13 protein-coding genes are annotated in these 12,865 nt (G+C 37.0%); 9 read left to right on the top strand and 4 right to left on the bottom strand.

Annotation, left to right across the window (positions count from 1 at the left end; all coding sequences use genetic code 11):
- The first annotated feature begins 91 nt into the window (after nt 1-91).
- A complete protein-coding gene (locus tag JTI58_RS05070; protein ID WP_205445626.1) occupies nt 92-727 on the top strand; it encodes a hypothetical protein in 636 nt (211 codons plus the stop codon).
- Between the two features lie 488 nt (nt 728-1,215).
- On the top strand, nt 1,216-1,854 hold the full coding sequence (locus JTI58_RS05065; RefSeq protein WP_205445625.1) for a hypothetical protein: 639 nt from the start codon (nt 1,216-1,218) through the stop codon (nt 1,852-1,854).
- A 599-nt stretch (nt 1,855-2,453) separates the two neighbouring features.
- On the opposite strand, the gene rlmD is transcribed toward JTI58_RS05065, so the two are convergent.
- The 3 genes from rlmD to JTI58_RS05050 all read right to left on the bottom strand — a co-directional run bounded on the left by rlmD (nt 2,454) and on the right by JTI58_RS05050 (nt 5,686).
- Nucleotides 2,454-3,848: a 23S rRNA (uracil(1939)-C(5))-methyltransferase RlmD gene (gene rlmD / locus JTI58_RS05060; RefSeq protein ID WP_205445623.1), complete on the bottom strand. Its 1,395-nt coding sequence runs from the start codon at nt 3,846-3,848 to the stop codon at nt 2,454-2,456.
- Between the two features lie 37 nt (nt 3,849-3,885).
- Nucleotides 3,886-4,710: a polysaccharide deacetylase family protein gene (locus JTI58_RS05055; RefSeq protein WP_205445621.1), complete on the bottom strand. Its 825-nt coding sequence runs from the start codon at nt 4,708-4,710 to the stop codon at nt 3,886-3,888.
- Nucleotides 4,711-4,777: 67 nt separating this feature from the next.
- A complete protein-coding gene (locus JTI58_RS05050; protein ID WP_205445619.1) occupies nt 4,778-5,686 on the bottom strand; it encodes a TIGR01777 family oxidoreductase in 909 nt (302 codons plus the stop codon).
- Nucleotides 5,687-5,895: 209 nt separating this feature from the next.
- Here JTI58_RS05050 and recX point away from each other — a divergent pair, with 209 nt between their 5' ends.
- Genes recX through JTI58_RS05035 form a run of 3 tightly spaced genes read left to right on the top strand, consistent with a single transcriptional unit; the run spans nt 5,896 to nt 7,295 of the window.
- On the top strand, nt 5,896-6,699 hold the full coding sequence (gene recX / locus JTI58_RS05045) for a recombination regulator RecX (RefSeq protein ID WP_205445617.1): 804 nt from the start codon (nt 5,896-5,898) through the stop codon (nt 6,697-6,699).
- Nucleotides 6,696-7,025: a YfhH family protein gene (locus JTI58_RS05040; protein ID WP_205445615.1), complete on the top strand. Its 330-nt coding sequence runs from the start codon at nt 6,696-6,698 to the stop codon at nt 7,023-7,025. Before recX ends, JTI58_RS05040 begins: the two co-directional genes overlap by 4 nt.
- Complete coding sequence (locus JTI58_RS05035; protein WP_205445613.1) at nt 7,026-7,295, top strand: YfhJ family protein; 270 nt, start codon at nt 7,026-7,028, stop codon at nt 7,293-7,295.
- A gap of 35 nt (nt 7,296-7,330) precedes the next feature.
- On the opposite strand, the gene JTI58_RS05030 is transcribed toward JTI58_RS05035, so the two are convergent.
- Nucleotides 7,331-8,317: a metal-dependent hydrolase gene (locus JTI58_RS05030; protein WP_205445612.1), complete on the bottom strand. Its 987-nt coding sequence runs from the start codon at nt 8,315-8,317 to the stop codon at nt 7,331-7,333.
- Between the two features lie 197 nt (nt 8,318-8,514).
- Here JTI58_RS05030 and mutY point away from each other — a divergent pair, with 197 nt between their 5' ends.
- From mutY to JTI58_RS05010, 4 genes are all read left to right on the top strand, one after another.
- The gene (gene mutY / locus JTI58_RS05025; RefSeq protein WP_205445610.1) at nt 8,515-9,564 is read left to right on the top strand and encodes an A/G-specific adenine glycosylase; all 1,050 of its coding nucleotides are present in this window, start codon (nt 8,515-8,517) and stop codon (nt 9,562-9,564) included.
- A gap of 80 nt (nt 9,565-9,644) precedes the next feature.
- Nucleotides 9,645-9,821 (top strand): gamma-type small acid-soluble spore protein, encoded by a 177-nt coding sequence (locus JTI58_RS05020; RefSeq protein WP_008173504.1) that lies wholly within the window; start codon nt 9,645-9,647, stop codon nt 9,819-9,821.
- Nucleotides 9,822-10,154: 333 nt separating this feature from the next.
- Entirely contained in the window at nt 10,155-10,703 is a 549-nt protein-coding gene (gene ntdP / locus JTI58_RS05015) for a nucleoside tri-diphosphate phosphatase (protein WP_205445608.1), read from the top strand.
- A 183-nt stretch (nt 10,704-10,886) separates the two neighbouring features.
- Entirely contained in the window at nt 10,887-12,632 is a 1,746-nt protein-coding gene (locus JTI58_RS05010; protein ID WP_279381305.1) for an ABC transporter ATP-binding protein, read from the top strand.
- Nucleotides 12,633-12,865 lie beyond the last annotated feature (233 nt).

Genomic DNA, 12,865 nt, shown 5'->3' with positions numbered 1-12,865 from the left:
AAATCAATAAAAAAGAAAATGGGGAATTTTGGACATTATTCATCCTTCTATTTATAATGAAAGAACACTTGCTTAAAAAGGAGGTTTTATTATGACCGAAATAAAAAAGCTATCTATCCACCGTGCCTTAACAGAATTAAAGATGCTGAATCTACGAATTGAAGCAGCCACAAATGAGGTTAGCGCAGTCGTAGCTAATCGAAAAAGCAATCGTAAAATTAATGGTGTAGACATTCATGAATATGAAAAGCAAATGCAAGCATCCTATGATAAAGTAGTAGGCTTAATGAGCTATCGAAATAAAATAAAAGCGCTAGTTGTGCAGTCCAACGCAAACACGAAGGTGATGGTGGGCAAGGAGGAAATGACTGTAGCTGAGGCAATTGAGCGGAAACAATCCATTCAATACGAAAAGAATTTGCTAGAAATTATACAGCATCAGCACCGCTCAGCAATCAATACCGTTGCCAAAGAAAATGATGCATTACCTGGAAAACTGGAAACCTATTTAATTAACATATTGGGCAATAAAGATAAACAATCGCCAGAGGAAGTCAAATTACATACCGAAACATTTATGAAAAGAAATGAGTTTGAAATCATTGACCCCCTAAATGCCAAACAGCAAATAGAGAGATTGAGCAATCGGATTGAAGAATTTGAAACAGAGGTTGACGCTGTCTTATCAGAATCGAACGCTACAACCTTTATTGAAGTGCAAGTTTAACAAGATTTGCATGGCCTAGCGAAAATGGAAAACGAAAAGTCGCTCGCGCTTCAAGGCATGTGTGCGAGTTAAAACGTAAAACATGCCTTACACAAATGGTAACTTTCAACTAAACTGATTTGAAAGCTCAAAGGTGAAAGAAGAAAGTACAAAGCTTACGTGTCAAAGTTCTTTTGATAAAAGCTGAAAGTTTAACATTTAAAAATCATTTAAATCCTGGGATATCGGTTAAGGTATCGACTTTTCTGGACCATCCATCATCCACCAGGCAGCTTGTGCTGTGCATTAGAAAAAAACGTTTCCTGTTATATGGAAACGTTTTTTTTATTTGAAAACTAGTTACTTAAGAAAAAAGTAAATTATAATCTATGTAAATCATCTAATTATTTTACATAAAAAAAATAATAAGTAATATATGGTTTGATATACCATAAATGACAATCAAATCAGAATAAACTAGTACTAATAAAGCAAAAAGGAGGTGGATAATGATGTCAGAAGAATTTTTTGAAATGAATCAGGTTGATATTGAAATAGACTTATCTCAGCAAATGAAAGATTTATATGATGAGGAAAAAATGAGCTTTGTAGGCTCAAAAGAAGAAATGTGGGAGAAATATATCAAACATCCTTCGAAATGTAATAGCCCTTGTAAGAAAAAGTTCTCTACATGTTTTATAAAAGAGGCACCTGTGAATTTACTTGCTGTTTCTAAATATGGATTCAATGCATCAGCTGATTTTTCAAGACTTCATTGTATAGTGAAGCCGTGTACTACTTATGCAACAATAAATATTCCAGGTTGTCCTCCAGAAAAAGTGAAAACTAAATTAAATGCAGTTCATATTTGTGGACAATTAGGTTATTGGTTTAATTTTAAGGAAGTTTTTATAGATGGTTGTAAGAAAAAACTTGACTTTAGAACTGCAGCTGGTCAAGGTTCAACATCTGTAGATCAGGTATTGTGCTATTTACCTGAATGTGAATCAGATTGCACGATAGACCTTTGTCATTCAAAAATTTCAGTTCATTTAAGTGATTTTATTAGATGTGAAGATAAAGTGTATTTAGTTTATCATATCGAATTTACTCTCCCACCATGCCGTAAATATAAATGTCATGATTGAGAAGTTAGAATATGACAAAGAGAATGTAATAATTGTTTTTTATAAATATAAATAGCTATAATAAATTATAAATGAATTGACTAAGGGGGACCTAAAGTTCAGTCCCTCTTTTTTTATGCACTTCAATTAACTTAAAAAGGTGCAGTCCGCAGTTTGCAGAACAGCACCTTTTAGTCGTTATTTCATTTCTGTCTATCGGTTTTAAGAATAATGGAACAGACGTATCCACCTGCATTGTTCGAATCCTCTTTTTAGTTTTAAACCATCAAATGAAATTGTATTCCTAGTCCTGAAATCCCCATTTCACTAAATTGCTCTAATTGGGTCGGAATTTTGGATAGTATAGTAGGATATAAGGAACCTATTGCAATGATTCCAATCTAAAGATAAATAATTCTTTAATACTTGTTTGCTTTGTCATAAGCAACCTCCTTAATAGTTATTAAATTATGTATCTTTGTTCATTTTGTTATATTAATAATATAACAGATGTTGATAGAGTTCAATAATACCCATCTATTTGATTTACTTCCAAATTTGTTAAACACACAAAAAACAGATAACTGTAATTAGTTATCTGTTTATAGTCGCCAATAATTTTATGATTTCTTCTGATAATCTGATTTAAGAACCATGGAGCAAACACATTCCACCTGCGCAGTCTGTGCGAACATATCGACTGGCTGAATATACTCAACATCATAAAGCTTCGCTAACTGTTGTAAGTCCTTTGCCAAAGTGGATGGGTTACAAGAGGTATAAACAAACCGCTTAGGTTTTAGTTTAAGGACTGTTCGAATAAATTCAGGTGCTAGTCCTGTACGTGGTGGATCTACCGTAATCACATCTGGAGTAAATCCTTCCTTGCGCCATTTTGCTAGGACACTTTCCGCTGTACCAACTGCATATTTCGTATGCTTGAAGCCATGGTTGCGAGCATTTTTACGAGCATCCTGAATGCTTTCAGGAATGACATCCATTCCACGAACTTCTTTCGCTTGATCCGCTAACCATAGTCCAATTGTGCCAACGCCACAGTATGCATCAACTACTGTTTCTTTTCCTGTTAAAGCAGCAGCCTTTTTAATTTCATCATAAAGATGAACTGTTTGTGTTGGATTTAGTTGGAAGAAGGCGCGTGCTGATAAATCAAAAGCCAATTCGCCAAGCTCTTCATGAATTGTTTCTTTGCCATCAAGTACAATGGTTTCATCACCGAAGATTAATGATGTTTTTTCACGGTTAATATTTTGTGCAATGGATACAATACTTGGATCGATTTTTTTAATACGTGTAATCAATTCAGCTAAATGAGGGATTTCTTTTCGTGTTGTGACAAGAACGACTTGTGTCTCACCTGTACGAATCCCTGTACGTACAACAATCGTACGCACTAAACCATCTAGCGTACGACCATCGTAAATAGTGATATTTAGCTTTTGTAAAATTTTCCGAGTGGCTACGGTAATTTTAGAAGTAATGGGGTGCTGAACAAGACAATCATTAATGTTTAACAGCTTATTGCTTCCTTCAGCGAATAAACCTGCGTAAACACGCTTGCCTTCTTTACGCACTTGGAATTGACTTTTATTACGGTAATGCCAAGGGTCATCCATACCAAGTGTTTTTCGCACTTCAATCGTTTCAACTAAAGGTTTGGCATAACGCTCTAATGCTTGCATAACAATGTCACGCTTTTCTATTAGCTGTTTGTCATATGTCATATGCTGAAGCTGGCAGCCGCCACAGTCATCGTACACTGGACAAGGTGCTTCCTGACGATGCTTTGAAGCTTTACGAATGGCTAAAATCTCTGCTTCAGCAAAATTACGCTGTGTTTTCGTTATTTGAGCTGTGATTTCTTCTCCAGGAATAGCTCCCTTTACAAATACCACATTACGTTTATAAAATCCTACACCTTCACCATTAATGCCTAGCCTTTTTATTGTGAGTGGGAATTTTTGTCCCACGGTCATTGTTGTTTGCTGTGTCAAACATTCCACGTCCCTGCTCTATAATGTCATCTCCCCATTATAACGAAGGAGCAGGCGATTGCAAAGCAACAGGGAAATCTTCATATTCTAATACTAAATCGTCAAGCGATAAGAAGGTATAACCCTGTTTTTTAGCTTCTGCAATAAACATTGGTAAAGCTTCTGCATTATCCTGTGCCACTGTATGCATTAAAATAACGGCACCTGGATGCAATTGTTCCATAAGTGCATTATAAGCATAATCTGCACCACGACGCTCATCCTTCATCCAATCCTTGAAGGCCACAGACCAGAAAATATGACGATAGCCTTCAGCATTGCCCACCTCTAACACTTTTGCATTAAAAATACCTTCAGGTGGACGAGCATATGTGGTACGATCGATGCCTGTCAGTTCACGTAACTTGCCATCAAACTTTCTCCATTCGGCACGTATGCCATCCTGTGAGAGTCGTGCCATATTAGGGTGACCATATGAGTGATTCCCAATGATATGACCATCCTTCACCATGCGTTTCACTAAATCGCTGGCACTGTCTAAGTAATGGCCTGTTAAAAAGAAAGTTGCAGGTACATTTTCTTTTTTCAATGTATCCAAAATACTTTCAGTAAAGCCGTTTTCATAGCCATTATCAAATGTTAAATAAGCAATTTTTTTATCTGCCTTCCCTTTATAAATCGCACCATATTTGTCGAGTAACTGATCGAGCTGTGCCCCTGCCTCTGCCTGTTCACCGTTTTTAGCTCGCTTAAAGCCCCAATGATGCTCATCAGAACCAGCAGCAAAATATGGATTAAAGCTAATTCCTGCGGCAATAATAAAAGTAGCAATTACCGCACCTACTATATGTTGTTTCCACATAAAAACGCATCCTTTCTTTTTCATTAGAATGCGTAATTACTAAAAAAATTATCCAACTTAATTTTTTCTAATCTTGAGCCTTTAACAAATTTTCAAGTGCTTGCTTTAAATAAGGGTATTTAAATATAAAATGTTGTTGTTCTAAAAGGGTTGGCAGCACATGTTGTCCTTCTAGTACAAGTGTGCTTTGTTCGCCGAGAGCACAACGCATCGCAAAGCTAGGAACAGGTAGCCAATGACGTCTGTCCATGACTTCTGCAATCGTTTGACCAAATTCCTTCATTCTCATCGGGTGCGGCGCTGTTATATTAAATGGACCGTGAATATTTTCATTTGTAATAGCGAAATAAATCGCACGTGCTACATCTTCAATATGTACCCATGAAAGCCACTGCTCTCCAGAACCAATCGTTCCACCTACATGCATTTGATAGGGCAATAGCATGGGTGGAAGTGCACCACTATCTCTCCCTAAGATGACACCAAAGCGTGCAAGAGCCACACGTATACCTAACGCTTCTGCTCGTTTCGCATGTCGTTCCCAATCATGAACAGTAGTGCCCAAAAAATCAGTTGCATAATCCGTAAAATCTTCATTATAGATGGCTTGAGTGGAAGTAGGATATATACCAACTGCACTAGCATTGACAAGTACTTTTGGCTTTATCGTGAGCATGTCCATTATGCGTACTAATTCCAATGTTGCATTCATTCGGCTCCAATAGATAGCTTTCTTTTGTTTTTTTGTCCAACGACCATTATTTAATGAAACACCTGCTAAATTCACAAAGGCATCCACATCTTCAAATATTGCCAAAGGTTGCTCGTGCTGCTGCAGCCATTGTACATAGTGAACGCCATTTTCTAGTTTTGACTCATGACGTGTTAAGACAAAAAGGTCATGTCCATTGTTCTGCAATAGCTTTATAAGTGCCTTTCCAACAAAGCCAGTGCCACCTGCAATAACGATTTTCATAACAAGCACCTCTTTTCTAATCGAATAAAAACGCTTCCTAATAAGTTTATCATGTAACAAGAAAGTAAACATCTTTAGGCATTAATTGCAGAGCATGAGAATTACTCGCGGAAGGGAAGTGAATACTCGCGAATGAAGGCAAAATACTCGCGCTAAATATCAGAAACCCCATAAAGAAATGCTATAATGACAATAGTGAGGTGTTTGCTATGCGTATGATTACGAAAATTGCACGTCAAAAAAACAATCCTGAACGCTATAATATCTATTTAAATGAAGAATATGCTTTTCCGGTTGATGAAGCCATTCTCATTCAGTTCGGTTTAACAAAGGGGAAGGTGCTCGATGAATTCGAAATCCAGGAGATTGCCTATGAAGATGAGATACGTAAGGCATTTAATAAGGGATTAAACTTTCTCTCTTATCAAATGCGAAGTGAGCATGAGGTAAAGAAAAAACTACTCACATTAGAATTTGGAGAAGCTGTGGTGTTAGAGGCAATCCAAAAGTTAAAATCCTATGGCTTTATTAATGATGAAAACTATTCGAAGGCATTACTTGATACTAAGAAAGCTACGATGAAAAAAGGACCAAGAGCCATTAGACAAGACTTGATTAAAAAGGGCATTGAGAAAAACTTGCAGGATGAGGTGCTTGCTACATATAGTTTTGAGGAACAATTAAAACTGGCAATGCAGTTAGCGGAGAAAATTATTCGCTCAGAGAATAAGAAAACGCCAACCCAAATAAAGACCAAAATCCAGGATTTTCTTTTAAGAAAAGGGTATGCATTTTCGATCGTGGAAGAGGTGCTTAGCCAAGTGGAGATAGCGCAGGATGATGACAACTGGCAGCAATTGTTAGATACTCAAGGCGAAAAAGTTTGGAAAAAGTACGTATCGAAGTATACTGGTTATGAGCTAAAAATGAAGGTTAAACAGGCGCTCTATCAAAAGGGTTTTCCTATAGAAGTAATAGATTGTTTTATTGAAGAGAAGGAGAATGAAGAATGAATGAAAAAAATTATGCAGCTATGTCTGAGCATGAACTGCGAGAGGAAATTGCTTTTCTAAAAGAGAAAGCTCGAAAGGCAGAACAGCTAGGAATTATCAATGAGTTTGCTGTTTATGAGCGCAAAGCTTTAATGGCTGCGGCTTATTTGGTGGATCTGAATACGATCGTTTCAGGAGAAATGTATCGTATTGATGGTTCAGATAATGAGTTTTTCCAAGTAGATTATTTAAAGGGACGTTTTGCTTGGGGACACCGTTTAGGCGGGGACAAGTACCAAGAGGCATTACCAGTATCTATCCTTTCCCCTGTAAAGGTGGGCAAATAAATGGATGAGAAAATTGAAAAATTAACAGCAGAGTTATTAGCAAAGAATCCACAGATGTCTGTTGGACGGGCACGGGTTTGGGTGGAATTGCTATGGAGTGACTTTGAATCAACTGCCGCAAAAGCAGGGTATGATTATCGTGGAGCAGCGTATACAGAAAATCTTGTTCGTCAATTAATTGCTAGCTACGGTGATAAATTACACGCATTTGCAGGACGTAATCCGAAGTATATACATTTACTAGATGCTAGTGATGATATGGCACAATAATAAAACCCTGACCAGTCTTGGTCAGGGTTTACTGCTTAATTACTTGCGCCAATTTGTAGTTTTCTCTGAAGCTTATCTTCTGTAAAGATCCAGCCTGTGTAAGACGTAACGATGTCATTATCATCATTTAAATGTGCAACAGCCACGAAAGGATAGCGATTGTCACTGCGGTAACGCAAATCGATTAGCCTTACTTCTATTAGGCCGTTTTCAAGCTCTGAAATCTCCCATCGGTACATTGGAGAGAAGGACACAAATGCAGCTAAGTTAGGATCTTTCATTGCGGCATCTATAAGCGCAGTTTTAGGTAAAGGCTTAATTTCGAATTTATCGTAAATATTAACAGTCCTTCCATATGCACGCCCAACGTAATAATGTGTTTTAGATTTGGCTGCGATACGCCAGTGGAAGAAGCGCATAGTAGGCGCTACAATGACATATTCTTCATCTTGAATAGTATGATGCACTGCATTTTTTACCGCTTTTTGAACGGCAAATCGTAAAATATAGTAAATCACGATAACCATATACATGATACTAAATGTCCATACTGGATTTGTACCGAATGCCCATAACACAATACCAACACAATGTAATGAAAAGATAATGGGATCGAAGGTATTAATGACACCTAACGCAACCCATTTTCTAGAGAATGGTCGAATTGCTTGCGTACCATACGCATTAAAAATATCAACAAAGACATGAAGACCAACAGCTAAAAATGTCCAAAGCCATAAATGAAACACATTTACGTCTTGCAAAATAAGTGATAAAACAATTGTAATTAAAATAGGCCAAATAGCTACAGCTGGTAGTGAATGTGTAATTCCTCTGTGATGTCGAATATAGATGGCGTTATTACGTAGTTTTAACACAGTGTCGACATCTGGAGCTTGTGAGCCAATAATTGTACCTGCCATTACTGCTGTAAAAGTCATTGAATGATCGGCTACTACAGGGTCGGCTAATGCAAGACCGCCAAGGGCTATACCCATAACGAAATGTGTACCTGAATCCAAAAATATCCACTCCTAGTATGCATTAAAATCGAGTACAATGTGCATACAACTTTATTTCAAAAATAATAAAAGGTATATTGAAATATTCTGACATTCGTGTGAAAGAGACGGTTTTTGTCGAGTATACACGAATATTCTTTTCTTCATTGTATACCCTTTTCATCATAAATTAAATCGTAAAAACAACGGAGGTCACTGTGAATTACCCATATGTAACAGAATTTCGACAATCTTTAGTCGACTGGTTTAACACGGAGAAACGTGATTTGCCGTGGAGACACACAACAGACCCTTATAAGATTTGGGTATCGGAAGTGATGCTGCAACAGACACGTGTCGACACAGTTATTCCTTATTACAATCGTTTTATGGAAAGTTTTCCAACATTAGATTTGCTGGCGGAAGCACCACAAGAATACTTATTAAAGCATTGGGAAGGTCTTGGCTATTATTCCCGTGCTCGCAATTTACAAGCAGGTGCTCGTGAGGTTTTAGAAAATTACGGCGGTATAGTACCTGACAATCGCCATGAAATATCTAAATTAAAAGGTGTTGGTCCCTATACTGCAGGCGCTATATTAAGTATTGCCTATAATAAGCCTGAACATGCAGTTGACGGTAATGTTATGCGAGTTCTCAGTAGGGTGCTTGATATACATGATGATATAGCTCTTCCAAAAACGAAGAAGATTTTTGAAGTGGCGGTTGAGGAACTAATTGATCCTCATCATGCTTCATCGTTTAATCAAGGCTTAATGGAGCTGGGTGCACTTATTTGTACACCTACCTCTCCAAAATGTTTATTATGCCCAGTCAGAGAGTATTGCACGGCTTTTAATGAGGGAGAACCAGAAAAATTACCTGTCAAATCAAAAAAAACAAAAATGAAGCATCTCACATATGATGTACTCGTATATGAAAATGACAATGGACAATTTTTAATGCAACAACGTCCTGAGGAAGGCCTGCTAGCTAATCTATGGCAATTTCCCATGATGGAAACGAGCCAAATTTCAGCAGAAAACTATACAAAGGAATGTACAGAAAATGTACAGGCCAAACAGGAGCTGCTTACATTTAAACATGTTTTTTCACATTTAACTTGGCATATAAATAGCTATTATATAAAATGCGAATCCGCTGAACTGGGTGATTGGCTAAGTCGTGAGCAAATAGAACTTTTGCCGATGCCTGTTCCGATGCTAAAAATTTGGGAAGAAGTAAAAAAGCAAACAGCAGGAAAATAAAACCTTCTTAAAATAATCAATTCATGAGCATAAAAGTCGTCATCTCCGTACACAATAACTAGCGTGGAGGTGAATGAAGGATGAAAAAACAAAACAACCAAAATTTCCAACCGAATAAAAACATGCAACGTCAAAGTGAAGAGTTTGGTTATGAGACGGACGTAAATGAAGTGCAAAAGCAAAATGCGAAAGCAGAGCAAAAGAAAGCTCCAGCTTCAGGTCGTTTCTCTAAAACTAACCAAGATTTAGGTGAGTAACACTTTGTAACTGCATAATTGCATTTACCTCTAAGGGGCTGTCTTAAATCCGAAAAGATGAAAAAGACAGCCCCTTTCAAATTGTTCAGTTAAGTAAATCGTCAGCTGTAAAGGAAATCCTCTAGAAGTGGAATATTTGCGGAATTAACTAAAAAATCCCATCAAAGCTGACATTATAATAAAATTCGCTTATAATTGACTAAATTTTATACAAATTCAAAATAGCGTAGTGAAATTTGTGGTTTTCTAACTACACCTTTCGCGTACACATTGCTATAATATACTAGAGACTGCTAGATTTAGGTAGCATAGACGAAAAGGTGGGCTAACAAAATGGCATTACCGGTAGAAGGAGAAACGATACAAATACATAGTTATAAGCACAATGGCCGTATCCACCGTGTTTGGCAAGAAACGATGGTTTTAAAAGGAACGAAAAATATCGTAATCGGTGCGAATGAACGGACACTTGTGACAGAATCCGATGGTCGTACATGGCTAACGAGAGAGCCCTCTATTTGCTACTTCCATGCGGAACACTGGTTTAACATCATCTGTATGCTACGTGAAGACGGTGTGTATTATTATTGCAATCTAAGCTCACCATTTGTTTTCGATAATAATGCCATTAAATATATCGACTATGATTTAGATATTAAAGTTTTTCCTGACATGTCTTATACCCTTTTAGACGAGGATGAATATGAGCTCCATCGTAAGGAAATGTCTTATCCTGATGTCATAGATAAGATTTTAAAGCGCAATGTCGATAAATTAATAAGCTGGATTCAACAAAAAAGAGGACCATTTGCACCCGATTTCATCGATGTCTGGACAAATCGTTACAAGTTCCAGCTTGATATGCAGTCAGATGATCGTTAATGACACCTATTAGTTTAACTAATAGGTGTTTTTTTATTGGAGGGGATCAGAGAGCTGTAAAGGCAAATGTAAAATAGTTCGCTATAAAGTCATCATAACTGTATTCTAATCGAAATATTGCTATAATACTTAGGGCATTCATCATCGAATGCCTGTTTCTTTTTGTAAGGATGTGATGATAAATTGGGAAGCATAAAGCGATATATGCGCTTTGTAAAACCATATACATGGGAAATTATTTTAACGATTATCATTGGTATAGTAAAATTTGCTATTCCTCTATTTATTCCACTGCTCATTAAGATTGTATTGGACGACATTATTGCAGCAGATGACTTAACAGATGTAGAAAAAACAAAAGAGCTATTTTATTGGCTGGGTGGAACTATTATTGTGTTCTTTATTATCCGTCCACCTATTGAGTACTATCGACAATATTATGCACAACACGTTAGTAACAAGGTGCTGTTCGATATTCGTAAGGAGATTTATGCGCATTTACAGCGCCTAAGCTTAAGATACTATGCCAATACACGTGCAGGTGATGTTATTTCAAGGGTTATTAATGATGTTGAGCAAACGAAGACCTTTGTTATGACGGGCTTAATGAATGTGTGGTTGGATCTTGCGACGATAGTAATTGCAATTGCCATTATGCTAACAATGGATGTGAAGCTAACACTAGTAGCGTTAATCGCATTTCCATTTTATGCATTCAGTGTGAAGTACTTTTTTGGCAAATTGAGGGATTTAACACGGAAACGTTCTCAAGCACTTGCAGGTGTACAAAGTTATTTACACGAACGTGTAGCTGGTATGAGCATTATTAAAAGCTTTACTTTAGAAAAGCATGAACAAAAATTGTTCGATTCAGCAAACGGCGAGTTTTTAGAAAAAGCACTTGATCAAACAAAGTGGAATGCAAAATCATTTGCTGTCGTAAATACAATCACGGATGTTGCACCATTGTTAGTGATAGCTTATGCGGGCTATCAAGTAATAAATGGGTCACTTTCAGTTGGAACAATGGTTGCTTTTATAGCTTATATTGAACGTCTGTATGGTCCACTTCGTCGTCTTGTTAGTTCTTCCACCACTTTAACACAGTCTATCGCTTCAATGGATCGAATGTTTGATTTAATAGACGAGCCTTATGAAGTGAAAGATAAGGACTACGCTCGTGAACTCCCACGCGCAAATGGAGCGGTTCGCTTTCACAATGTAGCCTTCCAATACGAAGAAACTGGTTCTCCTATTTTAAATGCTATCGATTTAACGATTAATCCCGGGGAGACTGTTGCCTTTGTAGGGATGAGTGGTGGTGGTAAGTCCACGATTATCAGTTTAATTCCTCGCTTTTACGATACAACAAGTGGGAAAGTGACCATTGATGGATATGATGTACGAGACGTCACTTTACATTCGTTACGATCGCAAATTGGTATTGTCCTGCAAGATAATATACTTTTTAGTGATTCTGTCAAAGAGAATATCTTAATGGGGAGACCAGATGCAACAGATGAACAGGTCATCGAAGCAGCGAAAGCAGCAAATGCCCATGACTTTATTATGAGTCTGCCTAATGGTTATGACACAAAGGTTGGAGAACGAGGAGTAAAGCTATCCGGCGGACAAAAACAACGGGTTGCCATTGCACGTGTGTTTTTAAAAAATCCACCGATTTTAATCCTTGATGAGGCTACTTCTGCGTTAGACTTAGAAAGTGAAGCACTGATACAAGAATCATTAGACAAACTTGCTCATGAACGAACGACTATTATTATTGCGCATCGTCTTTCTACAATTACCCATGCTGACAAAATTTTTGTCATCGATCATGGACAATTAATCGAAAGTGGAACACATGAGCAGTTAATGGACAGCCAAGGAACATATTGTAATTTATTCCAGGTGCAGCATTTGGATTGAAAATTAACGTAAATTCCACGATTTATAAATTTTTTTAAAAAAAGTCTTTCATTTTTTTGAAAATGGAAGGCTATTTTTTTTTGATAAATGTAAAAAATTATCTCTTTATAAGATTTAATTATTATCGAAGACGATTATTGTAGAAATTCTATGTAATTTGCAGAATATTAATGATTGAAAGAGTCGGGATTTTTAGTTAGAATTATCTGAAAATAAGGAATTTAACGAAAGTT

Origin of the sequence: Lysinibacillus fusiformis, from assembly GCF_016925635.1 — a bacterium.
GTDB classification, from domain to species: Bacteria; Bacillota; Bacilli; order Bacillales_A; family Planococcaceae; genus Lysinibacillus; species Lysinibacillus fusiformis_F.
Note: the sequence above shows the minus strand (reverse complement) of the source record. Positions and strands in the feature narration are given on the sequence as shown.